This is a genomic window from Streptacidiphilus jiangxiensis (assembly GCF_900109465.1).
Classification (GTDB): Bacteria; Actinomycetota; Actinomycetes; order Streptomycetales; family Streptomycetaceae; genus Streptacidiphilus; species Streptacidiphilus jiangxiensis.
The window spans coordinates 430,707-455,791 of the sequence record NZ_FOAZ01000002.1 but is presented as its reverse complement, the minus strand read 5'-3'; the positions used below and the strand labels follow the sequence as shown (position 1 = coordinate 455,791).

Genomic DNA, 25,085 nt, shown 5'->3' with positions numbered 1-25,085 from the left:
CCTCGGTGCCGGGCGGGTCCGCTCCGGATGCCGACATCGGGGATCGGCGTTAGCTTCGCTGTAGTCGCCCATCTGTGATCGAACGGCGACAGACAGTGACGACGACAGGCGAAGGAGTGCGGGCATGCCCGGCAAGTTCGAAGTGCACAGCGACAAGGCGCAGGAGTTCCGGTTCACGCTCAAGGCCGCGTCGGGCGAGGTCATCGCGGTCAGCGAGGTCTTCGACTCGCGCGAGGCCTGCGAGCGCAGCATCGAGGCGGTGCGCAAGCACGCCCCCTACGCCAAGCTCGTCGAGTCCGGCGCGCCGGTCGGCTGACGCCTCCCTTTCAGCCTCCCTTCACGAGGCCGAGGCTGTGTCGACGCCGTGCCGAGGCCGTACCGATGCCGGGTGAGAGGTACTCCTCGCCCGGCATCGGCACGCCTCGGACGACTACTGCGCGTGTCGGGGTGGCGCTTCCGCGTGCGCGGGCGGATAATTGGATCATGACGGGACAATCCGGGACATCGGTTCGGGTCTGGGTCAAGACCGAGATCGGCCCCCGGCACGTCGTCGCCCAGGCACACGACGCGCTCAACAACCCCATCGGCGAGGAGACCGTGGTCACCGAGCCCCACGACCTCTACGAGATGGCCCGACGCTACGGCGTCACCCTGGACCACTTCGACTTCGAGGGTGAGAGCGCCGACATCGTCGAGTCGCTCACCCCGCCGAATCAGGCCTGAATCGGCGCCCAAGCGGACGACGTTCTGTCAAATCGTTATCGGACAAGGCGTTGTGGGGCCCGGACGGTCGCACCATCGTTGGGGCATGTTCGCCGAACTGGTGCCCAAGCCGCGGACCCTGGCCCGGGCCGCGCTGACCGTCGCCTATCTGGGCCTGATGCTCGTGATGACCGTGGTCGCCTGGCAGGGCGGCAAGGTCGACCTCTCCCAGGTCGGCCAGGTCTTCGGTGCGCTCGCCGCCGGACTCCTCGGCGCCGTCATCAACCCAGGCAGCGGCTCCAAGCCGCCCGCGGGGGAGGGCGGCGGCGAGAACCGGGGAAGCCTGAGCGAGACCGACGCCTTCTGGGCCGTGCAGACCGTCGTCGGCTGCGCGGCGCTGCTGCTCACCGCCCTGGCCCTCGCCGTGAACGGCAGCGGCCATGCCAACGCCCCCGACGCCTTCGTGGCCGTCGCGGCGGCGTTCAGCGCGCTGTTCCTCGACACCCGCAACCTCACCCACACCCTGACCGACCCGGCGGACCCGCCGGCCCCGGTCCACGGCAGTCCGTCCGGCAGCCCGTCGACCGGAACGGGCGCGACCACCCTCGCCCACATCCCGACCCAGTCCTCGGGCGCGGCGGACGACGCCTCGTCCGCCGGCTCCTAGCCGGACGGACGGGCCCTCGGGACAGGGTCCGCTCCTCGAAGGCCGCTCCTCGAAGGCCGATCCCTGGCGGCCGGTCCTCGAAGGCTCGTCCTGACAGCTAGTCCCCGAAGGCGGGGGCGTAGCGGATCGAGCCGCCCGGGACCGGGCGGCCCGGGTCGAGGGCGAGGGCCATCATGGCCTCGTCCGGCACCGCGAACGGCGGCCGGATGCCGTAACCCGAGGCGGGGACGAAGCCGAAACGCGGGTAGTAGGCCGGGTGGCCGAGGACCAGCACCAGTTGTTCCCCGGCTGCGTGAGCGGCCGTCAGCAGCGCGCGGATCATCGCCGCGCCGGCGCCCTGCCGCTGCCAGGCCGGCAGCACCGCGACGGGTGCGAGGGCCAGCGCCGGCACGCCGTCCACGTGACAGCGGGTCAGCAGCGCGTGGCCGACCACCCCGCCGTCCGGGTCCAGGGCGACCACGGAGAGCTCGGGCAGCCACGCCTCCGGGTCCTGCCGCAGCGCGTCGACGAGATCGGCCTCGTTCGGGGTGGGGAACGCCGCGAGGTTGACGCGGCGCACCGCGGCGCGGTCCGAACCGTCCGGCGCCTCCGCGTGCACCTGGCGCTCCCAGTCCCAGCCCCCGACCGGGAACTGCCCCGACGACTGGGCGCCCCGGATGAACGTCACGGGACGGTACGGCTGGTCAGGGCCCGGCTCGGAGATCATTTCTGCCATGCCTCACCCTACGTCCGGTCGGGTGGTGCAGCGGATCACCCGGCGGCTTCGCGTCGTGGCGCGGCGAGCGCCGCGAACCGCTTCCGCGTCGTGAGCTCCGCCCAGATCACCTTGCCGCCGCTGGTGAAGCGCGTCCCCCAGCGTTCGGCGAGCTGGGCCACCAGGAACAGCCCGCGACCACCCTCGTCCTCCGTGCGTGCGCGGCGCATCCGGGGGGAGACACTGCTGCCGTCCGCCACCTCGCAGATCAACGAGCGGTCGCGCAGCAGCCGCAGCTCCACCGGGCCGGACGCATGCCGGATCGCGTTCGTGACCAGCTCGCTGACCAGCAGCTCCACCGTGCCGGCCAGCTCGCCCAACCCCCAGACGTCGAGTCGGGCGACCACCTGGGTGCGCAGCCGCGAGACCGCCGCCGGATCCATGGGCACCGGCCAGCGGGCGACCATCGCCTCGCTGACTCCGCGCGTCCGCGCGATCAGCAGCGCCACGTCGTCGCGGGGCCGCTGCGGAAGCAGCGCCGAGACGACGGCCCGGCACAGCGCCTCGGGCCTGCGGTCGCGCCCCGGGCGCGCGGCCGCCAGCGCCTCGGCGAGGCGGGCGAGGCCCACGTCGATGTCCTGGCCGCGGTCCTCGATCAGGCCGTCCGTATAGAGGACGATCTCGCTGCCCTCGGGCAGGTCGAACTCGACCGCCTCGAACGGCGTGCTGCCCAGTCCGAGCGGCGGCCCCGGCGGTACCTCGGGAAAGCCGACCGAGCCGTCCGGCAGCAGCAGCGCGGGAGAGGGGTGTCCAGCACTGGCGAGCGTGCAGTGGTGGGTGACGGGGTCGTAGATGACGTAGAGGCAGGTCGCACCGATGATGCCGATGCCGCCGAGTTCGCCCTCCTCCTGGTCCATCGCGTCCACGAGCGCGTCGAGATGCCCGAGCAACTCCTCGGGCGGCAGGTCGAGCGCGGAGAAGTTGCGCACGGCCGTGCGTAGCCGGCCCATCGTCGCGGCGGCGTGGATGCCGTGCCCGACCACGTCCCCGACGACGAGCGCGACACGGGCGCCGGAGAGCGGGATGACGTCGAACCAGTCCCCGCCGACGCCCTCCTGCGCCGGCAGGTACCGGTGCGCCACCTCGATCGCGGGCAGATCCGGCAGCGCCCGCGGCAACAGGCTGCGCTGCAGGGTCAGCGCGAGCGCGTGCTCGCGGGTGTAGCGGCGCGCGTTGTCGAGGCAGACGGCGGCCCGATGCCCGAGCTCCTCGGCAAGCGTCAGGTCGTCCGCACGGAACGGGCCCGCGTCGAGCGAGCGGTAGAACGACGCCACGCCGAGCACCGTGCCCCGGGCGGACAGCGGCACAGCGATCACCGAGCCCATCCGGTACTGCTCCAGGCCCGGTTCGGACCGGACCATCCGCTCGGGCTCCTCGTCGAGCACCGCGCGCCCGCCGACCAGGGCCCGGCCCTGCGCCGACCCGGCCTGGTAGCCCACGGGCGCGCCGACCGGCACCAGCGCCCCGCCCGGCCGGAGTGTCCGCGTCGCGCTGCGGCGTATCGGAGCCGGAGCATCGCCGGCGGGCGGCTCGGCGCCGTCCGGCACCCACTCGGCCAGGTCGACGGTCGCGTACTGGGCGAAGTGCGGCAGCGCCACGTCGGCCAGCTCGTCCGCCGTCTGCGCGACGTCGAGCGTGGTCCCGATCCGCACGCCGGCCTCCCAGAGCAGGGCGAGGCGGTCGCGCGCGGCCAGGGCGACTCGGCCCGCCGCATCCCCGTGCGCGAAGGGGTGCTGGTCGACGGGGTGGTATGCGGGGATGTGCTGGTCGGACCCTGGCGGAGGGCCGAGAGAGGCGCGCCCCGGCAAAGGGTCGACCGGGGCCCGCCCCGACAGTTCGGGTGCGCGCTCGGCGGTGCTGTTCCCGCCCGCGTCGCCCGGACCCTGGCCGCCGCTGCCTAAGGTGTGCTGGACCGGCGCGGTCCAGCCGGGGGAGCTGGTGCGGCGTCGGCGGTGGCCGTGAACGCCCCGGCCCGCGCCGACGGCGCCCACTGCTCCGAGGGAACGCAGCGCCCTGTCGTGCAGGGCGCGCTCGCCCAGGGAGTACTGCTCCAGCAGCCGCTGCTCGACCGCCAGAGCCGCCTCTCGGGCGAGGGCGGCCATGAGCGGGTGGGCGTCGCGTCGTCGGCTCGTCAGGTCGACGACGCCCCGGATCGTGCCGGTGAACGGGTCCCGGATCGGCGCGCCCGCGCAGGCGAAGGCGCGGTGAGCCTCGGAGAAGTGCTCGCTGCCGAGGATCACTGCGGCCCGGCCCTCGGCCAGGACCGTGCCGATGCCGTTCGTCCCTGCTTCGTGGTCCGCCCACCCGAACCCCGGGGCGAGCTGGACCGCGTCCAGGTGGCGGTTCAGGTCGGGCTCGCCGGCCCGCCGCTCCACCACCCGGGCACGCCCGTCGGTCAACAGCACGCTGACCCGACTGCCGAGCAGTTGGCGGTGCAGCCGGTCCAGCACCGGCAGCGAGGCCACCAGCAGCCGTTCCTCCTGGACGAACTCCGGGTCGTAGGGCAGGGCCGTCCCGTCGACCGACAGCCTCCGGGCGCGGCACCGTTCCCACGACGCGAGCACCCCGGCCCGCACCGCACCTGGCGCCTCACCCCACGGCGCGTCGCTCCCGACGAGCCCGAGCACGCCCTCGAAGAATCGTTCGCGCGCCCGCGACGATCCCCCGTCGCCCTCGTGCCACGGGGCCCACGGTCGAGGTCGCGTCCCTGCGATCCCCGCCAATGCCCCGGTGACCGCCCCTGCCACACCCGGAGCGCCCGCGCCGGCCGAACTCCCCATGTCGGCAACCTCCCCGCCCGGTCCCACCCGGGCCGGGCCCTCGTGCCGTGTGCGTGCCGTGCCGTGTGCGTGCCGTGCTGTGTTCCTGCTCTGTTCCTGCTCTGTTCCTGCTGTGTTGCCGCTGCTTCCTGCTGCGTCGTGCGCCGGTTCTGTGTGCTGCCTCGTGCTCCGAAGTCGTGCCGTCACCCGACTCCGTTGCCGACGCTAGTCCCGCTCCCACGAACCGGAAGGCTTTCTCCGTCCGACCACTCGAAGGAGTGAGATCCGGCAGAAAGCGTGCGAGAGATGGACGGGAGGCGAATACTGACTCCGTCTCAGCCGCGCGCCTCCCGCTCGCCTCCTGCGGGGGCTCTTGTCGAGGGCGGCCGGGGCGAGCTAAATGGAGGCGTGGGGACGACGACGGACGCGGGTGTGCAGCCCGCCGGGGCGCAGCCCGGCGGTTCGACGGGGCTGCCCGACGCGTCGCAATTGCGGCGGCTTCGGCGGGAGCTGGAGCACGCCTGGGTCAGCTGGGGCGAGACGGACGCCGGTCGGGGCGTCGCGCGGCGACGGCCGCGAGCCTCGCGGCCCAAGCCGGGTGGCGCGGCGCTGCGGGCGGAGGTCGTCGAGTCGTGGGCGCGTAGCGGCGCCAGCCTGGACCGGGCCTGCGGAGAGGCTCCTGTCACGGACGCGGACGCGGCCCGCTCGCGCTGGGCGGAGTCGCAGCTGCGGCGCCCGGTCGGTGCGGTGGCCGACGAGTTGCGCCGGATCACCGAGGACGCGGGATTCGTGGCGGCGGTCACGGACGAGACGGGCACCATCCTGTGGACCTGCGGTGGCGCCCACATGCGGCGGGCGGCGGAGCGGATGAACTTCGCTCCGGGCGGCCGCTGGGACGAGCAGGCGATGGGCACCAACGCCCTGTCCCTGGCCCTGCTGCGGGGTCAGGCCGCGACGGTCTTCTCCGCCGAGCACTACCTCTCCGCCCTGCACGGCTGGGTCTGCTACTGCGCGCCGATCCACCACCCGGACGGCCGGGTGCTCGGGGTGCTCGACCTGTCGACCACCTGGGACCGCTCGCATCCGCTCGCCCTCTCCACGGTCCGCCTCCTCGCCGCCGGCATCGAGGAGCGGCTCCGGGAGGACGCCGCGCCCGAGGGCGTCCGGGTCGGCCCCCGGGCACGGCAGGCTCACGGCGAGGGCGGCGTGGCGCCGGCCTCGGACGCGCTGCGCCTGACCGTGCTCGGGGAGGGCCCGCGGCTGGAGCGCGGGCCGCAGGAGATCCCCTTGCGACCACGCCAGTTGGAGATCCTGACGCTGCTGGCCCTGGAGCCGGAGGGCTTCACCCCGGAGCGCCTGCACGACGCGCTCTACGGGGAGCGTCCCGTCTCGCCCTCCACGTTCAAGGCAGAGGTCTCCCACCTGCGCCGCGCGCTGGGCGGCGGCATCGCGACGCGCCGCTACGCCCTGACCCGCCCGCTGGTCTGCGACGCCGCGCTGGTCGCCGCGGCGCTGGAACGTGGGGACGCGGGGGCGGCCGTCGCCGCCTACGCGGGCCCTCTGCTCCCGCGCTCGGAGGCGCCGGGCCTGGTGGAGTGGCGTGAGCACCTCCACGTCGCCCTGCGCGAGGCGGTCCTCGCCTCCCCGGACCCGGGCCTCGCCCTGGCCTTCGGCCATCACGCCCGCTACGACATCGCCCTCCACCGCCACGCCCTCGCGCTCCTCGCCCCCGACGACACCCGCCGCGGCGTCGTCTCGGCCCGGCTCCGCACGGCTCTGGCGTAGGCCCTGTCACGGGCGCACCCGTGACGGGGTACCCCGGGGAAGGGAGGCCGCGCCCGCGGTGTGCCAGGGGAGCCGGCGGCTTCCGATGCCGCCGCCGGGCTTCGGTGCAACGGATCGGCAGGACGGCCGTGACTCCGTTCCGACGGGAGCGGAGCCACGGCCGCAGTCTCGGGGCAGCCGAGGCGAGCAGCCTACGGGCCGCCACTGACAACGTCTCCGAGGCGCACGGTCTTCGGACCGGTCGGTTCTGGCGCGGCTCTCCGATCCGTCAGGTGAAGGCCGTGGCGTGGTCGGCCGCCCAGGTTCGGAACGGCCGCGCTCGCAGACCGGTGATCTGCTCGTAGGTCGGGTCGACCGTCGTCTTGAGCCCCCGGGCCTGGCGTGCGGCACTCTGCAGCAGAGCCTCCACGACCGGGGCCGGGTAGCGTCGCGACCACTGAGCAGCAGCCTGGGCCGTAGTCAGTTCCTGCACATGAATCGGGCGTTGGAGGACAGCAGCGAGGTGGGCCGCCTGCTCGCCCGGAGTGACGGCCTCCGGGCCGGTCAGGGGGTAGATCCGGCCGGCGTGGCCGGGCTCGGTCAGGGCCCGCGCCGCGATCTCGGCGATGTCGTGCGGATTCACACACGCGTTCCCCGCTGAGAGGTTCAGGGACCGGACGACGCCCTCGGCGCGGATGGACGGCGCCCAGGCGAGGGCGTTCGACATGAAGGCGCGCGGGCGAAGGAACGTCCAGTCCAGGCCGGACCGGCGGATCAGTTCCTCGTTGGTCCGCTGCCAGCGGGTGATCAGGTCGTCCGCGTCCTCCTCGCCGACGGCGTAGGCGGACAGCTTCACCACATGGCGCACACCGGTCGCCTTCGCCGCCGCCAGGAATCTGGAGTCGTCCGGCTGGGTGGGGTCGTTGGTCACCAGGAACGCCGTGCGGACACCCTCGAGAGCCCGGAGCAGCGCGTCATGGTCCGCGTACGCAGCCGTGGCGACCTCGACGTCGCGACCCGGCAGGCTCAATCGCGCGGGGTCCCTGGCGAGCACCCGCACCGGTCGGGTCGGCGTCAGCAACCGGGCCACCTCGCGGCCCACCGTCCCGGTGACGCCCGTCAGAAGAATCACAGCAGATATTCCCGTCCTCGGAGCGAATCCGGCGGGCACGGTAGCGATGGCTCCTCGAGGAATGCTTGACGGTACGTCCTTGCTCCCGCATACAAGCAGACCTGCCACCGGCTCATACCTCGTGGGGTTGGGCGGAAATGCAGGGGCCGGGGCGCCTACTCGCTCAAGGATGTCGCGAGTTGGGCCTGAGTGAAAATCAGAAACGCAGCCTTATCAAGGTTCTTGCACTCAATCATCTGGCGGGAATGCCACGTCGAGGGAGACCGGAGCAGCCCAGGTCAGCGTGCGCACAGGAGTTGCGACTGCGGCAAGCCAGGGGGCCGCAACGCCCGCCGGCTCCACGTCCCCGGACGCGCTTCGCGCCCTGTCGGCTCGACATGCGAGGAAATCGAGGTATCCAGAACAATGACGCAAGCGGCACTGATGTCCAGGATCCTGGACGTGGACAAACGTAGTCCACTCGGCCCCGTTCGGCCGCTGCACGACAGGGATGGCTGGCTGGCCGACCTGAGTGTCGACCAGACCGATCCGTTCTTCTTCGACCACCCGCTCGACCACGTTCCCGGCATGCTACTGGTGTGTGCCATGGCGGACTTGGTCGTGGTCGGCGCCGACATACCCGCGGCGGGTCGGGTCAAGGCGGCGATGACGTTCCGCGCCATGGCCGAACTCAGCCCGGAACTGGAGCTGTGCGTGGGCCAGATCGAGGACGAACGGCGCACCGTCCGAATAGCCCAGGAGTCCACGCTCGTCGCTGACGGCTGGGTCGCGTTCTCGTCGGCGGACAAGCCCGTCTGGCCGAAGCGCCTCGCAGGGAGCGGGCATCCGCCCGCACAGGCGTCACTCGTGCACCGCATGCGCCCGGAGAACGTGATGATCGGCGATCCGGTCGTGGCCGACGACCAGGTCACCGCCGCCGTGGTGTCCCCGGCCGAAGGCCACGCGCTGAGCGGCCGACGTCCTGGCGTCCACCGGACGGAAGCCGTCGTCGAAGCCGGCCGACAGTTGTCCACCTGGCTGCCGCACCGCATGGGCGGCTGGTCGCTGGACACTCAGATGCTGTGGTGCGGGGTCACCCTCGACCTGCCGGTCGGGATGCCCCGCTCGCTCCCGCTGACGCTGCGTTGGCAGACGGCGCCCATTCCGGCCGACCGGGCCAAGTTCCGGTTCGACGTGATCGCCGGTGGTGACGGCGTCGGCGACAAGGGCTCGGTGGTCGGCTCGCTGATCTACGCGAGCACGGTGATGCGACCCGAGGCGTACGCACGCCTCCGGGCGAACAGGAGCGCCGGATGAACCAACGTGTTGTCGTGCTCGGGCTGCGTGCCCTCCTGCCGGTCACGGTCGCCGCGTTCGTCGTCGCGATCGGACTGCTGCTCCTCGAGGGCGGCGGGTCACCGCACCTCATGGCGGCGGTGTTCGCTTTCGCCTACCTCCTGTGGATCCTGGCCGAGGCCCGGATCACCGTACGGCATCCCTCGCAGACGGCCGCCGAGAACAGCACCCTCCTGCCGTACGCGCTCAGCCGTGCCGGCACCGCCATGGCCGCGGTGCTGTGGCCGCTGCCGTGGGACCGGTGGTCGCCGTGGCTGATCGCTCCGATGGCGGTGGTCGCCGGCGCGGTCACGCTCCGACTGGTGGCGATCCGCACCCTGGGCCGCTTCTACTCGCACCACGTGGTCCGCTACTCGGACCACTCGATCGTGAGCACCGGCCCGTACCGGTACATGCGGCACCCCGCCTACACCGGGATGCTGCTGGCCAATGCTGGATTCGTCGCGTTCTTCCTCAACCCGCTGAGTGTGCTGCTGTTCGTCGCGCTGTGCGCGTGCGTCACCTGGCGGATCCTCGTCGAGGAGCAGGTTCTGTGGGCCGTTCACGGCTACCCCGACTACGCGAGCGGGCGGGCGCGCCTCATCCCGGGAGTGTGGTAGACCGTGGAACTCGTTCTGAACGGATCCGCCACGGGCGATCCGGCCACGGTGGGACACAAGTTCGCCCGGCAGTACGTGATGAGCCAGGCCGGGCTGCCCGTGCCCGGGTTCTTCTGCGTGAGCGCGGAGGCGTTCCCGGCGTCGGAGCAGACCGCCGCCGCCTTCCCCGGGCCCGAGGCGACCAGTGAGGAACTGGTCGGCTGGGCGACGGCGGCACGTGACCGGATCCGCGCCGGCGGCGTGCCACCCGAGTTGGAGCGGCAGGTGCTCTCCGGATTCGACGAGTTGGCGGGCAGCGTCGGTCTCGTCGCCGTCCGGGCCTGCGTGGCGGCGGCAGCGGACGGCGCCGGTGAGGACGGCGCCGCCGACCCGTTCGCCGGCCTGTCCGACAGCTTCCTGTACGTGGACCGCGACGCCGTGCTCGCCCGGATCGTGGACTGCTGGGCCTCGGCGTACAACCCCGAGGCCGTGCTCTACCGGGTGCGCCGGGGCGTGGATCCGACGGCGGCCCGGGTCGCCGTCGGCGTGCAACGCATGGTGCCGGGTGTGCGGTCGTTCGTGGTGTTCACCCGCGACCCGCGCAGCGGTGCCGACCGGCGGTTGATCGCCGCCGCACACGGCATCGGCGAAGGCATCGTGCAGGAGAAGGCGGACATCGACCACTTCTTCGTGGACGGCCCGACCGGTGCGATCGAGCTCGACACCGTCTCCAAGTCCGTGATGGTCGGACTGGACCCGGCTCGGCCCGGCGACGGACCGGTCACGCTCCCGGTGCCCGCCGAACTCGCGGACGAGCCGGTGCTCACGGACACGGAGGTGAACCGGATCTGCGACCTTGCCGCCAAGGCCGAGGAAATCTTCGGCGGCCCGCAGGACGTCGAGGGCGTCCTCACCGCGGACGGTGGGATCCACCTGGTGCAGTCCAGGCCGGTGGTGGTGGCCGGCGCCCCGGACGCTGGCGCCGAGGGCACCCGCGGGCAGGATTCAGGCGCGCAGGACTCCGTCGAGCAGACGCCCTGGACCAACCACAACCTCACCGAGAGCTTCCCCGGCCTGACCAGCGCCCTGACGTACTCCCAGGCCCGCGTCTTCTACCGGATGGGGTTCACCGACTTCTACCGGCGCCTCGGCGTGAGTGGGCGCTCCCTGCGTCGGAACCAGCACCACCTCAGTCGCATGATCGGCTACCTGGACGGCAGGGTGTTCTACCGGTTGGACGCGTGGTTCACGCTGCACGGCCAGATCCCCGGCTTCGCGATGATGCGACCCGTGTGGGAACGCTCGCTCGGGCTCACCGAGCGGACCGGTGTGCCCCGCCCGGTGCACCGCAGGCCGTGGGCGACCGTACTTCCCGCCCTCCCGCGGCTGGCCTGGATGTACGCCCGGCAGCCCCGGCAACTGCGCCTCTTCCTGCGCTGGTGGGACGCCCTGGCAGCCGACTGCGCCTCGCTGGAGCACTGCTCGGCCGACGAACTGATCGCCCGTTACCGGCACATGTGGGCCGAGGCCGAGCAGCGGTGGGGCGTCACGATGGTGACGAGCTACTTCGCGCTCGTCGCCCTCGCGTGCACCGACGCGCTGCTGAACCGCTGGGTCCCGGGGGGTGCCGCGCTGCTGCCGCGGCTGCTGGCCGGCGGCAAGCCCAACCGCACGCTCGCGTCGGTCCGCTCGGCCGTCGCCTTGGCCGAACTGGTGGGCGCTCGGCCCGAGTTGCGGGACGCCGTGTTGGAGCGGCCGGAACGCGAGGTCTGGGCCGAGATCACGGACGGCCGGTACGGCGCGGACGTCGCCGCCGCCTTCGGGCAGCATCTGGCGACCTACGGCGACCGTGCCCTGCACGATCTGAAGCTGGAAGTGCTCACACCTCGCCAGGAACCGTGGATGATCCTGCCCACGCTGCGGCCGTTCATCACCCAGGGCCTGACGGTCGAGGCCAACCTGGCCGATGAGGCCCGCACCAGGGCCGAGGCGCGGCAGGCGCTGCGCGAGGCATGCCCCAACCCGCTGCCCCGGGCGGTGCTGGGCGCCGTGCTGGCGTCGTTGCGGTTCTCGGTCAAGGCGCGCGAGGACACCCGGTTCTGCCGCAGCCAGCTGTACGGGATCTCCCGGGAGGTGCTGTGGCGGTTGGGCGACCGACTGGTCGCGGCGGGGATGCTCGACGAGGCGGCGGACCTGGTGCACCTGCACGTGGAGGAGGTCCTGGGCGCGTTCGACGGGACCCTGACCGAGACCGACCTTCGCGCCGTCGCGGCCCGACGCAAGGCGGAGCTGGACCGGTGCGCGGAGAAGGCCGAGCCGCCCGCGTACTTCACCGTCCCTGCCGACGTTCCCGTCCCCGAGGCGCTGAGGTCACGTCATGACCCCGACCGCGCACCGGATGTGGCCGAAGACGGCGCGCTGCGCGGTCTGGCGTCCAGCAGCGGCCGGGTGCGCGCCCGCGCCAAGATCGTGCGGGACGCCTCCGTCCCGCCGCAGTCCTGCACGGACCGCATCCTCGTCGCCAAGGAGACCGATCCGGGCTGGCTGGCCCTGATGATGGCGGCCAAGGGCATTGTTGTCGAGCGCGGCAGCCTCATCTCGCACACGGCGATCAGCGGTCGGCTGCTCGGCATCCCGACGGTGGTCGCCGTTCCCCGGGCCCTCACGGTCATCCCGGACGGCGCGTGGGTGGAGATGGACGGCGACACCGGAACGGTGCGGCTGCTGTCCGAGGCCGAACTCGAAACAGCCAAGGAGTAGTCATGCGCGTGGCCAAGCTGTACATGGCCGGGATCGCCAGCTATCTGCCCGAGCCGTTTCCCGCGGATCGCGCGGTCGCCATGGGTCTCTACGACGAGACCGAGTGGAAGAACAGTGGCTGGACCGGCGCGGCGGTGGCCGGCGCCATCTCGGCGCCGGAGATGGCAGTCGGCGCCGCCCGCCGGGCGCTGGCCCGCTCCGGCCACCGCGCCGACGAGGTCGCGCTGCTGCTGCACGCCTCCGCCTTCGACCAGGGCCCGGACCTCTGGTCGCCGCAGCACTACGTGCTGCGGCACGCCCTGGGCACCGCGGTTCCGGCCATGGAGGTCCGTCAGGGCTGCAACGGTGCCCTGGCTGGCATGGAACTCGCCCACGGCTACCTCAGCGCCGGGCCGGACCGCGTCGCGGCCCTGGTCACCGCGGCGGACAACTTCGGGACCTCGCGGATGGATCGCTGGCGCTACCAGTCGGGAGTGAACACCAACCGGGGCTCGATCTTCGGTGACGCCGGCACGGCGGTGGTCATGTCCAGCCGGGAGGGCTTCGCCCGGGTGAAGGCGATGAACTCGACGTCCCTGCCCGAGTTCGAGGAGATGAACCGCCCCGCGGGCCCGCTCTTCCCGCCCGCCGTCACACTCGACGGACCGATCGACCTGAGCGGCCGGCTGAGGGAGTTCACCCGCCGGTTCCCCGACGCCGCCGCCGCGGCGAAGCAGGCCCTGCACAACACCCGCACCGAACTCGGCCTGCGCACGATCGCCGAGGCCGGACTCACCCCGGCCGACATCGTCCGAGTCACCCATGTGCTGTCCGGAGGAGAGGAGTACATCCGCAGCGTGCTGGGGCCGATGGGCATCGATCCTGGCCGCGGGATGCTGGAATTCGGCCGCGACGTGGGCCATATGTCGGTCAACGACCACCTCGCCGCGCTCACCCACCTGGTGGAGACGCGCCAGGTCGCCGAGGGCGACCACATTCTGATGATCAACAACGGCGTCGGCGTGTCCGTCTCCGCCGCGGTCATCGAGATCACCTGCCTCCCCTCCTGGGCCACCGGGAGTCCGCAACCGTACGAGGAGACGAAGTGAACGTCCACACGTGGATCGACCTGCTCGAGGAGCGGTGGAAGGGCCGCGATCCACAGGCGATCGCCGAGCTGTTCACCGAGGAGGCCTCGTACCACCAAGGCCCCTACGGCGCGCCCCATGTCGGGCGACAGGCGATCGCCGGGCACTGGACGACGACGTTGTCGAACCAGAAGGACCCGATCGTCTGGTTCGGCACCCCGATCGCCTCCGGTGACCGCGCCTTCGTCGAGTGGTGGTGCATCCTGCACGACCCCGCCACCGGCACCCCCCGGACCGCCGCGGGCTGCCTCGCGCTCCGCTTCGCCGAGGACGGACGCTGCACGAGCTTCCACGAGTACTGGCACAGCGCTCCGGACACCGCGCGCGAGCCCGCCGAAGGATGGTTCGCGTGACCGACAAGACCGAGCTCTGCCCCGCCGGATCCGCGGTCGCCGAAGCCCCCGCGGCCGAGTGCCCGCACTTCCCACTCGCCGACCGGCCGGGCGTCGGCCTGCACCGCGAGTACCTGGACCTCTTTCGCGACGAGCCATTGGTTCCGGTGCAGATGGCCGGTGGTCGCAAAGCGCTGCTCGTCACCCGGCACGCCGATGTCAGGACGGTGCTGGCCGACTCGCGCTTCAGTCGCGAGGCCTGGGTCAACGGCACCTTGTTCGCCCGGAAGTCGACATCGCTCGCCCTGGTCACCAGCGACGCACCCACGCACTCGCGGCGTCGCAGCGAGGTCCAGTTCCGGTTCACCCACCGCCGGGCCGAGCAGGACCGGCCCCGCATCGCCGAGATCGCCGAGGAACTGCTCGACCGACTCGAGGCCGCCGGTCGGACGGCCGACCTGATCGCCGAGTTCACCACCCCTTTTCCCTATCGGGTGATCTGCGACATGCTCGGCGTCCCGATCGCCGACCTCGATCGACTGCTGCCGTGGGTGACCGTCATGATGTCCGCCGGCCGCTTCTCGGGCGAGGAGGTCAACTCCGCCCACGAGACGATGTACGCCTACTTCTTCGAGCAGGTGGCGCGGAGGCGGCAGGCGATCGAGGCCGGCGCGCCCGGCGACGACCTGCTGACCTCGCTGTTGACCGCTCCCGAGGAGAGCCGGCTCAGCGACGAGGAGATCGTCGTCTTCGGCTTCGGCATCATGATGGCGGGCGGCGAGACCACCGCCTCCCACCTCGCGTTGTGCGTGCTGCAGGTGCTGCGCACACCGGGGCTGGCCGACTCGCTCCGCCGTGACCCGTCGGCGATCCCCACCGTGGTCGAGGAGTTGCTGCGCTGGGTGTGGTTCGCCGGCACCGGCGGCCAGCCGCACGTGACGCTCGAGCCGGTGGAGCTGGCCGGAACGGTCATCGATGCCGGACAGGTCGTCATTCCGCTCACCGACGCGGCGAACCGGGACGTGCGGGTGTTCGACGATCCCGACGAGTTCCGCCCCGACCGCACGCCCAATCCCCACCTGGGCCTCGGGTCCGGTCGGCACATGTGTCTCGGTGCCGCCCATGCCCGGGTGGAGCTCCAGGAAGGCCTGGCCGCGATCCTGCGCCGCCTCGACCGCCTCGAGCTCGCAGTGGACGAGACGGAACTCGACTGGCGGCGCCAGATGTTCATGCGCGGGGTGTGGGCCCTGCCGGTGCGCTGGCGGGCACGAGAGGACGCGACATGATGCGCCGTTGGGCCCGCTTCGTGGCCGGCAGTTACCCCCCGCTGCCTTCCGTCCTCTTCGCCTTGGCCTGGGCCTTCGGCGTCACCGGGCTGTTCGCCGCGGTCCAGCCGCACAGCCCGCCGTGGCGACCCGGTCTCGGCACCGCCGACGCCGCGCTGACGCTCACGGTCACGCTGCTGATGATGCGCGCCGTGGACGACATCCGGGACCTCGACTACGACCGACGGCACAGCCCGAGACGGCCGTTGGCGAGCGGTGCGGTGAGCATCCGCGACGTCCTCACGCTGTGCGCGGTGGGGTCCGTGGTGGTCCTGGCACTCAACGTGGGCAACCCTGTCGCCCTGGTCGCGATCGGCGGGCAGCTCGCCTACTGCGCGCTCGTGCTCGCCGCCCACCACTGGTGGCGCTGGCCCTCCGGGGACAAGCTCCTGCTCAATCTGGCCGTCGGCTTCCCGGCGCAGTTGCTGCTGCACCTCTACCTCTACGCCCGCTACCTGAACACCACCTCGCTCAACCCGGGTCGGCACGGAGTGCTGGCGGTCGTGATCGTCGTGCTTGCCTCGGTCCACCTGGAGCTGGCGAAGAAGATCACTCGGCGCCGCGAACCCGGAGAACGCAGCTATGTCGACGTCTTCGGCCTCTCCGGCACGATCGGCATCGCCCTGGTCGCGCCGCTTCTCTCCACCGTGCTCCTGGTCACCGGGGCGCGGTCGACTCCCGCGCTGGTGCCACTGGCGGTCCTTCCCCTCGTGCTGCCCGCCCTCGCCGGCTGGCGGTTCTGGCGGAAGAGGACTTCCCGCTGGTCGCCCGTCGCCCCGGCGCTCTACCTATTGCTGACCTTCACCGGCTACTTCGCGCTCAGCCTGAGCTACTAGCACTCCCGGCGCGGTTCGCTGTTTTCGCCGGTCAGGCACGTGTTTGTGAGTCCGGAGGGTCGACTCCCGCCTGGCGTGAGCCAGGCAGAGCAGGCGGACCCGTCCGCACCGCGATCGGCGGTGCGGACGGGTCCGTTCGGCCCACCCTCAGAGCTCCAGGTCGGCTCCGGTCGCGAGCGGCGTTCCGTCCTCGAGGCGGGCGAGTTCCGCGTCCGTCAGGAGCCGTGAGCGGATGAGGAAGCGGACGCCCTCGGGGGCTTCGACGGAGAAGCCGCTGCCCCGGCCCGGGACGACGTCCACCGTGAGGTGGGTGTGCTGCCAGTAGGCGAACTGGTCCGCGCTCATCCAGAACGGCGTGTCGTCGTCCACGACCCCGAGCAGGACGTCGCTGCCGCCGACCCGGAACTCGCCCCGCGGGTAGCACATCGGCGCGGAGCCGTCGCAGCAGCCGCCGGACTGGTGGAACATCAGCGGGCCGTGCCGGCCGGCCAGCCGCCGCAGGAGTGCGGCGGCCGGCTCGGTGAGTTCGACCCGCTGGACGGGGGTCGGATCTGCCATCAGAAGAAGCCGAGCTTCTGGTCGGAGTAGCTGACGAGCAGGTTCTTGGTCTGCTGGTAGTGGTCCAGCATCATCTTGTGGTTCTCGCGCCCGATGCCGGACTTCTTGTACCCGCCGAACGCGGCGTGCGCGGGGTAGAGGTGGTACGAGTTGGTCCAGACGCGGCCGGCCTTGATGGCGCGGCCGAAGCGGTAGGCGGTGTTGCCGTCGCGGGTCCAGACGCCGGCGCCGAGGCCGTAGAGGGTGTCGTTGGCCAGGTGCAGGGCCTCGTCCTCGGTGTCGAAGGTGGCGACGGAGACGACGGGGCCGAAGATCTCCTCCTGGAAGATCCGCATGTCGTTGCGGCCCTTGAAGATGGTGGGCTCGATGTAGTAGCCGCCCTCGAGGCCGGCGACCTTGCGGGGGCCGCCGCCGGTGAGGACCTGGGCGCCTTCCTTGATGCCGATGTCGAGGTAGGAGAGGATCTTCTCGTACTGGTCGTTGCTGGCCTGGGCGCCGATCATGGTGGCGGGGTCGAGGGGGTCGCCGCCGACGATGGCCTGGGTGCGTTCGATGCAGCGGGCCTTGAACTCCTCGTAGATGGAGGAGTGGATCAGGGCGCGGGAGGGGCAGGTGCAGACCTCGCCCTGGTTGAGGGCGAACATCACGAAGCCCTCGACGGCCTTGTCGAGGTAGGCGTCGTCGTGGGCGGTGACGTCGGGCAGGAAGATGTTGGGGCTCTTGCCGCCGAGCTCCAGCGTGACGGGGATGATGTTCTCCGACGCGTACTGCATGATCAGGCGCCCGGTGGTGGTCTCGCCGGTGAAGGCGACCTTGGCGACGCGGGAGCTGGACGCGAGCGGCTTGCCGGCCTCGACGCCGAAGCCGTTGACGATGTTGACGACGCCGGGCGGCAGCAGGTCGGCGATGAGCTCCATGACGACGAGGATGCTGACGGGGGTCTGCTCGGCGGGCTTGATGACGACGCAGTTGCCTGCGGCGATCGCCGGGGCGAGCTTCCAGGCGGCCATCAGGATGGGGAAGTTCCAGGGGATGATCTGTCCGACGACGCCGAGGGGCTCGTGGAAGTGGTAGGCGACGGTGTCCTCGTCGATCTGGGAGATCGCGCCCTCCTGGGCGCGGATCATGCTCGCGAAGTAGCGGAAGTGGTCAACGGCCAGCGGGATGTCGGCGGCGAGGGTCTCGCGGACGGGCTTGCCGTTCTCCCAGGTCTCGGTCAGCGCCAGGACTTCGAGGTGCTGCTCGATGCGGTCGGCGATGCGCATGAGCACGGTGGCGCGCTGGGTGGGGGAGGTGCGGCCCCAAGCGTCGGCGGCGGCGTGGGCGGCGTCGAGGGCGCGCTCGATGTCGGGCGCGGTGGAGCGGGCGACCTGGGTGAAGGTCTCGCCGGTGATGGGGGTGGGGTTGTCGAAGTAGCGGCCCTCGGCGGGGGCGACCCAGTCGCCGCCGATGAAGTTGTCGTAGCGGGGCTTGAATCCGAAGATGCTGCCCTCGGTCCCGGGCTGGGCATAGACCATGTGCGCGCTCCTCGTCGAGCGTGAGTGGGTTGCCGCCCACTCTTGCCGCCGAAGGTTGGCGAAAGGTTGGCGTCACGGCGGTCACGGGATCGGAACGGAGCCGGGCGACGGTCAACGGGCCACCCGGAGGGGTCAGCGGGGAGCGCCCGTCCTGGCGGCGGCCGGCAGGGAATCGAGGCGCGGTACCGGGGCAGGGTCCGGGCTCGGACGGTTCTACGGCCGCCTGTAGGCGCCTGTAGGCGCACGCGTTGGAAGCCGACACGGTGGCCGAGTTTCGTCGTGTATTCAGCCGGCTCGATCTCGAGTGAGCACAGGCTCGGGCCGTTGCCTCACGCCAGACGCTCCAGGAGGCAGCTCAAGTTGCACGCGTGATCCGTCAGTAGCGTCCAGCCCCGGGTCTTGTACTCGAAGATCCCGAGTCCGGGCGCGAGTACAAGCCGGAATCGGATGTTAGTGTCGGGCCTGGGGCCGCGGTCGACTGTGGCTCGGGACTTGAGGTCCGCGATGCTTGTCGGGCAGCCGCACGGCAGTCCCTCCTTTTCCTCAGGGGAGAGGAAGACGCGGGTGTCGCAGTGATGGGTGAGCCTTCCGTCGATCCACTGCTTCATGTCGAACCGGATCGAGTCGACCGCGTCGATGATGATCCCGACTTTCGCGACAGTGGTGGCGACGAGGACGCCAGGCCTGTCCGCAGGTCGGGCCTGCGCTGCGCCGCCTAGTGCGGAGCTGATGACGTTCGCTGTTGCCGGAAGGCGCGTAGTGACCATCCAGGTCGGACGCATCTCCACGATGCCGTCGCCGGTCAGGAGGTAGCTGTGGAATCGGCCTGCGGACACCTCGGGTGTGCCTGTATTACGAGCGGCGGTCCCCTGGGCGCTATGCACAGTCCGGCTCGGCGAATGAACAGCACAGATCCGGTGTAAGAGCTCGTAACACGATCTTGCGGGCCGGTGCAGGTCGGCCGTAACCGGTAGGACGATTGAACCGTTCGTGAGGACGTGAGCGTCAAGCCGTGGGTCGTGGACGACGAGTTGTGGGCGATGATCGAGCCGTTACTGCCGACCTGGCGGGAGCGCTCGCCCGGACCCAAGCCAGTCCCCGATCGGCTGTGCCTGCAGGGCATCCTGTTCGTGCTCTACACGGGGATCCCGTGGCAGCAGCTGCCGTTGGAGCTGGGCTTCGGCTCCGGGCAGACTTGCTGGAGGCGCCTGGAGCGATGGCAGGAGACCGGGGTCTTCGACCGACTGCACCGGATACTGCTCGCGGAGCTGAACGCGGCCGGCGAACTGGACTGGAGTCGCGCGTGCGTGGACGCATCCCACGTGCGCGCGAAAAAGGGGGTGCCGCGACGGTCCCGTCGCCGGTCGATCGGCTCAAGACCGGCAGCAAACACCACCTGATCACCGACGGCGGCGGCATCCCGCTCAAGGTGATCACCACCGCGGCCAACGTCAACGACGTTACCCAGACTCTCGCCCTGGTCGACGGCGTCCCATCGGTCGCCGGCCGAGTCGGTCACCCTCGCAAGCGTCCCGAGGCCGTGCTCGGCGACAAGGGCTACGACAGCAACCCCAATCGCCACGAGCTGCGTCGACGCGGGATCCTGCCCGTCATCTCCCGCAAGGGCCAGCCCGACATCCAGGGCCTGGGCGGACTTCGCTACCTGGTGGAGCAGACCTTCGCCCTGCTCCACCAATTCAAGCGCCTCGCCGTCCGCTGGGAGCGACGCCTCGAACTGCACGACGCCCTCGTCTCACTCGCCTGCGGCCTCATCTGCTGGCGTCGCCTCAATCGACCTGCTCCCTAGGCTCGTACGCCGTGAGAGCCAGATGCTCGCCGTCCCCGGCCCTCAAGACATTGACCAGGATCTCGCTGCCCTCATCGAAGCGCAGGGTGAAGATCGGATCGAGGTCCATCAAGAGGTCGAAGACCTCGCGATGCTCGTCGGGAAGGCACCCAGGGCCGAGCTCCGCGTCGCAGGCCCAGTTGCCGTCGGCAACGCGGACGGAGACCAGGACGTCGAACTCGCCCAGGCATGTGGACCTATTGGCCCACCACTCCAGTGTCGCCCCGCCCTGATAGCTGCCCACCGTCCAAGTATCGCTGTCGACCAGGTGAGCGAGAGCGGAGTAGCGCAGGACAGCAGCAAGATCGTGTTACGAGCTCTAAGGCTGCGGTCGGCGTGCTTGGGCTCAGCCGAGGGCAAGTCGATCGAACCCTGCGCCCTCTGGCCGCTTTGCGATGACGTGAGTCACCCGATCGGGTCGGAGTCGACCAAGTGATGCGCTATGGGCCGACCGCATCGCATAGCTTCAAGCTAGGACTGCGGCCTGAGTCCTCGCGGCACTCGGGAAGGCGCAACCATGGGCTGCGCACTTGACCCCCAGAAATGCCGTCATGTCATTCTGGTATCTCGGAAGTTGGGCGGATTTGGCGGGCGCTCCCAGCCATCGGAGAGCAGTTCGCTCGCTCTTGGTTGATGTTCGGCACCTCGACCCCTGACATGTCTGACCGGGGGGAAAGTGACGAAGCCCCCGCGTCGGCGAACCGGGCGGGGGCTTCTCGCTGCCTCAGATAGTTACAGGTCCTCGGCGGTGATCTCTTCACGTTGGAAGGCTCCCCACCGGTCGCCGTCGCGAAGGAGTTTCGGAGGCGAAGACGGGGCTGGCCACGTCTGGAGCAGGTAGAACTCCGTCACCGTGTCGGGGCGCAGGTGGCTCGCCTCGTCCCGGCCGCGCGCGTGGATGCGTACCCGGTAGTCCCCAGGTCCGCAGGCGGACAGGATGGGGAAGTCCCCCGTGGGTCCAACGGTGAGTTGCTGGAGGAGCAGTTCCCCGCCCTTCGCCGTCACGGATGCCTCAGCCACGGCCTCCCAGGTCCCGGCGTCGCGTTCGGGTTCCTCGCTGTAGCACGCGACGGTGACCTCAGTGGCTCCCGCGTCGGCCCTGGTGACGATCAGCAGTGCGCCGTCTTCGCGGTAGACGAGCCCGTTGTTTTCGATCGGGAATGCAGCGGGATCGTCCTGGTAGCCGTACTGCTCGGTGGTCTCGAAGTCGGCGAGGTGGTGAACGGCGTAGAGCATGTCCACGTTGCCGGTGTGGGTGGCCAGTGGCTGGGGCATGGCGTCCCTTCTAGCGGGTGACCTGCACCTGGAACTTATCAGCGTCGAGGAGTCGAGCGCCGTTGTAGAGGGCCTGGAGGTCTTGGCCGCCCAAGCGGTTCTGCTTGCCGTTGATCATGCGGCGGGAGAACTTGCCGCCCGACATGAAGCCGCCCTGGTAGGTGGACGCGAACGGGTACTCGTCGCACTCGTCCCCGGCCGGACGCGGAAGGCTGGAGGGGCAGGACGTGTTGCGGTTCTTGTTGATCAGCGTCCCGTTGAACAGGCGGGACAGCGTGGACGGGAGTCCGGCCTTCTGGGCATCGGCGATGTGCTGCGCGTACTGCGGGTACCGGGAGTACGGAACGGTAAGCACAGGGATGATGTTCGGCAGCACGCAGCCGTAGCGCGGCATGTTGGCCAGGGCGGCGTTGTCACACCGCACCGTCGGGGTGGGGATGCCCACGGTGTTGGAGGGGATGACGCCCGGCGCGACGAAGCGCCACTTGGCTTCGGCGGTGGTGTTGACCCGGCCACGAGCGGGGACGCGTGCGTTCACCGTCCACTCCGCGGAGGCCTTTCCGGTGGCGCCAAGCGGCTGAGTTCCCAGTCCGCGACCAGACAGGTTGCAGCCGGCGTTGCAGATCCCGGCCCCCTGGATTTCCGCCTCCAGTCCGGCACCCCACGCTCGGGTGCGGGTGTAGTGGACGGCGTAGGCCCAGCTCTTGGAGCCGTTGGACGCCTGCGCGTCCCAGTGGACCGTGTAGAAGAGCTGACCGATCACGGCCTTGGTGTTGGCGTTGTAGGCGGTGGCGACGCCGGAAAGGTTCAAGCACGCCTCGAAGCGGGACTCCATCCATCGGCCGGAAACCGGAGTGGTGTGGCAGTACGCGCTCTCGTTCGGCGTCTCCGTGTGAGGGGTTCCCCACGTCGCGACGTAGACGGTCTTGGCGTTCCTGGGTGCCGCGTTGAGGACGGCGGTCACGTCGACCGGCGCGGGCTGCACGAGCACGCTGGCAGGCGGGTAGGTGATGGTGGGTTCCGGTGCGGCGTTGGCCGACGCGGTGGTGGTGAGTGCGGTCGCGGCGAGAGACAGCACCGCTGCTGCGCTGACCACCAGTTTCCTGATCTGCACGGATACAAGCCCTTCGGTATCGACTCCATCCCCTGAGCCGCCCTCACGTCACAGGCGAAACACAGGGAGTGATGGGATCCTTACTGAAGGTGCACGATCATATGAGCCCAGGAATAAGACATTCCGTGGCCGATTTACCGCACGCGAAAAAGAGGAAGCCCCGCTCCGCCGGTTCGGGTCCGGCGGGGCGGGGTGTGGGTGCCGAATGTTGCGTCCATGTAGGTCAGGGCGCTCTTGTGTCCGGGCGTTCTCCGTCCGGCATGATCGCGTCTTGTGCTTATGCGCTTCGCGTACCTCGCGGTCTCCCACGCATTCGCGGCCGTGCGCCTGCTACCGGTGAGCGACCACGAGAAGGATGTCGAGATCCTGGCCTTGCGTCACCAGCTGACGGTCTTGCAGCGGCAGCTCGGTGACGAGCGTCCGAGGTTCCGGCCCAAGGATCGGGCGTTCCTGGCAGCGCTGTTGTCAAGGCTGCCGCGGCACGCGCTGAGTGGCTGTTGTCGTTCCGATCTTGCGGAGTGTCGGTCGAACGGGCGTCTCGATCGGGTGAGCTACCCTGTCGGCCGTGGACAACCCTCCTGAGCAGCCAAGCTGCCCCGAGTGCAGGCGAGCACTGAAGAGCCTGGGTCTCGTCCTCTCCCTCCGCGACGAGGACCAGAAGCGCGTGTGTCGCCAGGCATGGAAGTGCTCGGCAGGTCACTTCTGGTGGCGCTGGGCGGATCGGCTTGCGGAGCCCCTGGAGGTTTGTCCCTACCCGCAGCTCTTTCGAACCAAGTGACGGTCGTTGGTCCGCTCTCCGAGCGGTTTCGGTCGGGCGGGAGATCCCGATCGGGTGACTGCACCACTTGCCGCGCATGAAAGCAGGGCCTCTTGGTAGCTCAGTGGGTGTCTACGCCAACGAGCTTTCCAGGAGGCCCTGTTGTCGCATTTCTACGGCATCGAGGAGGCCGGGTCCAGCTCGGCCACTCTCGCGTGTGACTGCCTGGCTCACAGGTTCGGGAACGCCGGCGACCACGGGGTGCGCGAGCGCCCCTACCCGACCGACATGTCGGACGCCGAGTGGGCGGCGGTGCGGCCGCTACTGCCGGTGCCGGGCTGGCTGCGCGGCCGGGGCGGCCAGCCGGAGGCCTACTGCCACCGAGCGATATTGGATGCGATCCGCTACCTCGTCGACAACGGCACCAAGTGGCGGGCCATCCCGGCCGACTTCCCGCCCTGGGACCGGGTCTACGCGTTCTTCCGCCGCTGGCGCGACCACGGCCTGATCCGCGAATTCCACGACCGGCTCCGCCGCAAGGTCCGCGAACAGGCCGGGCGGGACCCGGAACCGAGCGCCGGGGTGATCGACTCCCAGTCGGTCAAGGCCGACGCCGTCGTCGGATCCGACAGCCGCGGCTTCGACGGCGGCAAGCTGATCAACGGCCGCAAACGGCACGCCGTGGTCGACACCCTCGGCCTGCTGCTCGCCGTGATGGTCACCGCCGCGGACATCGGCGACCGCGCCGCCGCCCAGGTCCTGCTCGCCCAGGTCGCCGCCGCGCACCACCGGTGGGCGCTGGTGTGGGCCGACGGCCGCTACACCGGCAGCCTCGTCGAGCACAGCCTCGCCGTGCTCGCCCTGGTCCTCGCCATCGTGAAGCGCAGCGACGACATGCGCGGCTTCGTCGTGCTGCCGAAGAGGTGGATCGTGGAGCGGTTCTTTGCCCACCTGATGCGAAGCCGCCGCCTGGTGCGCGACTTCGAGCGCTCCACCAGCAGCGCGGAGGCGATGGTCTACTGGTCGATGACGCTGCTCATGACCCGCCGTCTTGCCCGGCCACGTCCTTCGCGAGCGTGAACTTGCCCGGCGCCGACTCCACCAGCCAGCCCCGGGCGACCAGCCGCTTCGCCTTCGACCGCAGGGCTTCCACCTTCCCCGGCACGGGGTCCAGGCCGAAGCAGGCGGCCATCTCCTGGCACGTCAAAGGTCCTTGACCGAGCCGGTTCCGGTCGGCGAGAGCTTGCAGGATGCGCTGGTAGTCCACCGACAGCGCTGCCCAGGCCAGCCCCGCACGCCACAGCGGCACCACGGACTTCGGCTTCGCCGCCTCCGCCGGCTCGGGACGAACCCGCTGCACAGCGGACTGATGCTGGCCCTCGGACGCGGTGACATAGTCGTCCGGGGCCAACACCTCGCCCACGCGCGAGCGGGCGATGACCCACTCGTTCCACTCCCGCTCGGCCACCTCCAGCTCGGCGTGGATACGGTCAGCCTCCTCCCGGAGACCATCCACACGGCGGCGAGCGGTGAGTTCACGCTGTTCCAGCAGCCCCACGACCGACGGCATCCCCGACCTCCGACCCAGCGACGACGCAACACGTCACCACTGCCACGGGGCCGCCGACCCTATGCCTGACCAGCGGAAACCCAGCCATCAAGACCGGAAAGACAACAGCCACTGAGCCAGCTTCGGCTGCTGGTAAGCCCGGATACGGTCCTGCGCTGGCATCGCGACCTGATCAGGCGCCGGCACGCTCGCGCAAGTGTCCGCCGCAGGCCGGGGCGTCCGCGCACGGTCGTCTCGATCCGCCGCCTGGTGCTACGGCTGGCCCGGGAGAACCCGTCCTGGGGCTACCGCCGCATCCATGGCGAACTCGCAGCCCTCGGCGTCCGGGTGGCACCGCACACCGTCTGGGAGCTCCTCAAAGCAGGGGGGTATCGACC

23 protein-coding genes are annotated in these 25,085 nt (G+C 70.7%); 13 read left to right on the top strand and 10 right to left on the bottom strand.

Annotated elements, in window-relative coordinates:
- Positions 1 to 124 precede the first annotated feature (124 nt).
- The 3 genes from BMY61_RS05580 to BMY61_RS05570 all read left to right on the top strand — a co-directional run bounded on the left by BMY61_RS05580 (position 125) and on the right by BMY61_RS05570 (position 1,369).
- Positions 125 to 316, top strand: coding sequence for a YegP family protein (locus BMY61_RS05580; protein ID WP_042443755.1), 192 nt, complete (start codon positions 125 to 127; stop codon positions 314 to 316).
- Positions 317 to 483: 167 nt separating this feature from the next.
- Positions 484 to 723, top strand: coding sequence for a hypothetical protein (locus BMY61_RS05575; RefSeq protein ID WP_042443753.1), 240 nt, complete (start codon positions 484 to 486; stop codon positions 721 to 723).
- 85 nt (positions 724 to 808) lie between these two features.
- Positions 809 to 1,369: a hypothetical protein gene (locus tag BMY61_RS05570; RefSeq protein ID WP_042443751.1), complete on the top strand. Its 561-nt coding sequence runs from the start codon at positions 809 to 811 to the stop codon at positions 1,367 to 1,369.
- Positions 1,370 to 1,466: 97 nt separating this feature from the next.
- Here BMY61_RS05570 and BMY61_RS05565 read toward each other — a convergent pair whose 3' ends face one another.
- Positions 1,467 to 2,084 (bottom strand): GNAT family N-acetyltransferase, encoded by a 618-nt coding sequence (locus BMY61_RS05565; protein WP_236655892.1) that lies wholly within the window; start codon positions 2,082 to 2,084, stop codon positions 1,467 to 1,469.
- A gap of 35 nt (positions 2,085 to 2,119) precedes the next feature.
- On the bottom strand, positions 2,120 to 4,750 hold the full coding sequence (locus BMY61_RS05560) for a SpoIIE family protein phosphatase (RefSeq protein WP_042443749.1): 2,631 nt from the start codon (positions 4,748 to 4,750) through the stop codon (positions 2,120 to 2,122).
- 540 nt (positions 4,751 to 5,290) lie between these two features.
- On the opposite strand from BMY61_RS05560, the gene BMY61_RS05555 reads away from it, so the two are divergent.
- The gene (locus BMY61_RS05555; protein ID WP_236655891.1) at positions 5,291 to 6,667 is read left to right on the top strand and encodes a helix-turn-helix domain-containing protein; all 1,377 of its coding nucleotides are present in this window, start codon (positions 5,291 to 5,293) and stop codon (positions 6,665 to 6,667) included.
- Positions 6,668 to 6,935: 268 nt separating this feature from the next.
- Here the strand turns inward: BMY61_RS05555 and BMY61_RS05550 are convergent, their stop codons facing one another.
- Positions 6,936 to 7,778 (bottom strand): NAD(P)H-binding protein, encoded by an 843-nt coding sequence (locus BMY61_RS05550; RefSeq protein WP_042443747.1) that lies wholly within the window; start codon positions 7,776 to 7,778, stop codon positions 6,936 to 6,938.
- A gap of 441 nt (positions 7,779 to 8,219) precedes the next feature.
- On the opposite strand from BMY61_RS05550, the gene BMY61_RS05545 reads away from it, so the two are divergent.
- The 7 genes from BMY61_RS05545 to BMY61_RS05515 are packed head-to-tail and all read left to right on the top strand — an operon-like array spanning position 8,220 to position 16,071.
- Entirely contained in the window at positions 8,220 to 9,074 is an 855-nt protein-coding gene (locus tag BMY61_RS05545; RefSeq protein ID WP_201777530.1) for an AfsA-related hotdog domain-containing protein, read from the top strand.
- A complete protein-coding gene (locus BMY61_RS05540; protein WP_042443744.1) occupies positions 9,071 to 9,712 on the top strand; it encodes a methyltransferase family protein in 642 nt (213 codons plus the stop codon). Before BMY61_RS05545 ends, BMY61_RS05540 begins: the two co-directional genes overlap by 4 nt.
- A 3-nt stretch (positions 9,713 to 9,715) precedes the next feature.
- Positions 9,716 to 12,451 carry a PEP/pyruvate-binding domain-containing protein gene (locus BMY61_RS05535; protein ID WP_042443741.1) on the top strand — a complete coding sequence of 912 codons (2,736 nt, stop codon included), beginning with the start codon at positions 9,716 to 9,718 and terminating at the stop codon, positions 12,449 to 12,451.
- Between the two features lie 2 nt (positions 12,452 to 12,453).
- Positions 12,454 to 13,539, top strand: coding sequence for a ketoacyl-ACP synthase III family protein (locus BMY61_RS05530; RefSeq protein ID WP_042443738.1), 1,086 nt, complete (start codon positions 12,454 to 12,456; stop codon positions 13,537 to 13,539).
- Complete coding sequence (locus tag BMY61_RS05525; protein WP_042443736.1) at positions 13,536 to 13,931, top strand: nuclear transport factor 2 family protein; 396 nt, start codon at positions 13,536 to 13,538, stop codon at positions 13,929 to 13,931. Before BMY61_RS05530 ends, BMY61_RS05525 begins: the two co-directional genes overlap by 4 nt.
- Positions 13,928 to 15,196, top strand: coding sequence for a cytochrome P450 (locus BMY61_RS05520; protein WP_052438410.1), 1,269 nt, complete (start codon positions 13,928 to 13,930; stop codon positions 15,194 to 15,196). The genes BMY61_RS05525 and BMY61_RS05520 overlap by 4 nt, the downstream gene beginning before the upstream one ends.
- Positions 15,193 to 16,071 (top strand): UbiA family prenyltransferase, encoded by an 879-nt coding sequence (locus BMY61_RS05515; protein ID WP_042443733.1) that lies wholly within the window; start codon positions 15,193 to 15,195, stop codon positions 16,069 to 16,071. Before BMY61_RS05520 ends, BMY61_RS05515 begins: the two co-directional genes overlap by 4 nt.
- Before the next feature lie 147 nt (positions 16,072 to 16,218).
- Here BMY61_RS05515 and BMY61_RS05510 read toward each other — a convergent pair whose 3' ends face one another.
- The 3 genes from BMY61_RS05510 to BMY61_RS05500 all read right to left on the bottom strand — a co-directional run bounded on the left by BMY61_RS05510 (position 16,219) and on the right by BMY61_RS05500 (position 18,982).
- Entirely contained in the window at positions 16,219 to 16,629 is a 411-nt protein-coding gene (locus BMY61_RS05510; protein ID WP_042443730.1) for a DUF779 domain-containing protein, read from the bottom strand.
- A complete protein-coding gene (gene adh, locus BMY61_RS05505) occupies positions 16,629 to 18,146 on the bottom strand; it encodes an aldehyde dehydrogenase (RefSeq protein WP_042443727.1) in 1,518 nt (505 codons plus the stop codon). The genes BMY61_RS05510 and adh overlap by 1 nt, the downstream gene beginning before the upstream one ends.
- A gap of 329 nt (positions 18,147 to 18,475) precedes the next feature.
- Positions 18,476 to 18,982 (bottom strand): hypothetical protein, encoded by a 507-nt coding sequence (locus BMY61_RS05500; RefSeq protein WP_052438409.1) that lies wholly within the window; start codon positions 18,980 to 18,982, stop codon positions 18,476 to 18,478.
- 204 nt (positions 18,983 to 19,186) lie between these two features.
- Between BMY61_RS05500 and BMY61_RS05490 the strand changes: the two genes are divergently transcribed.
- A protein-coding gene (locus BMY61_RS05490; RefSeq protein WP_201777536.1) for an IS5 family transposase occupies positions 19,187 to 19,953 on the top strand; the annotation gives its coding sequence in 2 pieces (ribosomal slippage) (positions 19,187 to 19,478 and positions 19,478 to 19,953; 768 coding nt in all).
- Here BMY61_RS05490 and BMY61_RS05485 read toward each other — a convergent pair.
- The 3 genes from BMY61_RS05485 to BMY61_RS44765 form a co-directional block, all read right to left on the bottom strand.
- Positions 19,934 to 20,236, bottom strand: a complete 303-nt coding sequence (locus BMY61_RS05485) for a hypothetical protein (protein WP_042443723.1) — start codon at positions 20,234 to 20,236, stop codon at positions 19,934 to 19,936. The genes BMY61_RS05490 and BMY61_RS05485 overlap by 20 nt on opposite strands.
- 488 nt (positions 20,237 to 20,724) lie before the next feature.
- Positions 20,725 to 21,267 (bottom strand): hypothetical protein, encoded by a 543-nt coding sequence (locus BMY61_RS05480; RefSeq protein WP_042443720.1) that lies wholly within the window; start codon positions 21,265 to 21,267, stop codon positions 20,725 to 20,727.
- A gap of 10 nt (positions 21,268 to 21,277) precedes the next feature.
- Positions 21,278 to 22,381: a NucA/NucB deoxyribonuclease domain-containing protein gene (locus BMY61_RS44765; protein WP_143094176.1), complete on the bottom strand. Its 1,104-nt coding sequence runs from the start codon at positions 22,379 to 22,381 to the stop codon at positions 21,278 to 21,280.
- Between the two features lie 919 nt (positions 22,382 to 23,300).
- Between BMY61_RS44765 and BMY61_RS05460 the strand changes: the two genes are divergently transcribed.
- Positions 23,301 to 24,218, top strand: coding sequence for an IS5 family transposase (locus tag BMY61_RS05460; RefSeq protein ID WP_236655890.1), 918 nt, complete (start codon positions 23,301 to 23,303; stop codon positions 24,216 to 24,218).
- Here the strand turns inward: BMY61_RS05460 and BMY61_RS05455 are convergent.
- Positions 24,175 to 24,708 carry a hypothetical protein gene (locus BMY61_RS05455; RefSeq protein WP_042443716.1) on the bottom strand — a complete coding sequence of 178 codons (534 nt, stop codon included), beginning with the start codon at positions 24,706 to 24,708 and terminating at the stop codon, positions 24,175 to 24,177. The genes BMY61_RS05460 and BMY61_RS05455 overlap by 44 nt on opposite strands.
- Positions 24,709 to 25,085: the final 377 nt, after the last annotated feature.

Bases quoted from the DNA above. Each gene is read 5' to 3' on its own strand.
- BMY61_RS05580 (WP_042443755.1), top strand. From the start codon at position 125: ATGCCCGGCAAGTTCGAAGTGCACAGCGACAAGGCGCAGGAGTTCCGG.
- BMY61_RS05575 (WP_042443753.1), top strand. From the start codon at position 484: ATGACGGGACAATCCGGGACATCGGTTCGGGTCTGGGTCAAGACCGAG.
- BMY61_RS05570 (WP_042443751.1), top strand. From the start codon at position 809: ATGTTCGCCGAACTGGTGCCCAAGCCGCGGACCCTGGCCCGGGCCGCG.
- BMY61_RS05565 (WP_236655892.1), bottom strand. From the start codon at position 2,084: ATGGCAGAAATGATCTCCGAGCCGGGCCCTGACCAGCCGTACCGTCCC.
- BMY61_RS05540 (WP_042443744.1), top strand. From the start codon at position 9,071: ATGAACCAACGTGTTGTCGTGCTCGGGCTGCGTGCCCTCCTGCCGGTC.
- BMY61_RS05530 (WP_042443738.1), top strand. From the start codon at position 12,454: ATGCGCGTGGCCAAGCTGTACATGGCCGGGATCGCCAGCTATCTGCCC.
- BMY61_RS05515 (WP_042443733.1), top strand. From the start codon at position 15,193: ATGATGCGCCGTTGGGCCCGCTTCGTGGCCGGCAGTTACCCCCCGCTG.
- BMY61_RS05510 (WP_042443730.1), bottom strand. From the start codon at position 16,629: ATGGCAGATCCGACCCCCGTCCAGCGGGTCGAACTCACCGAGCCGGCC.
- adh (WP_042443727.1), bottom strand. From the start codon at position 18,146: ATGGTCTATGCCCAGCCCGGGACCGAGGGCAGCATCTTCGGATTCAAG.
- BMY61_RS05480 (WP_042443720.1), bottom strand. From the start codon at position 21,267: ATGCCCCAGCCACTGGCCACCCACACCGGCAACGTGGACATGCTCTAC.
- BMY61_RS05455 (WP_042443716.1), bottom strand. From the start codon at position 24,708: ATGCCGTCGGTCGTGGGGCTGCTGGAACAGCGTGAACTCACCGCTCGC.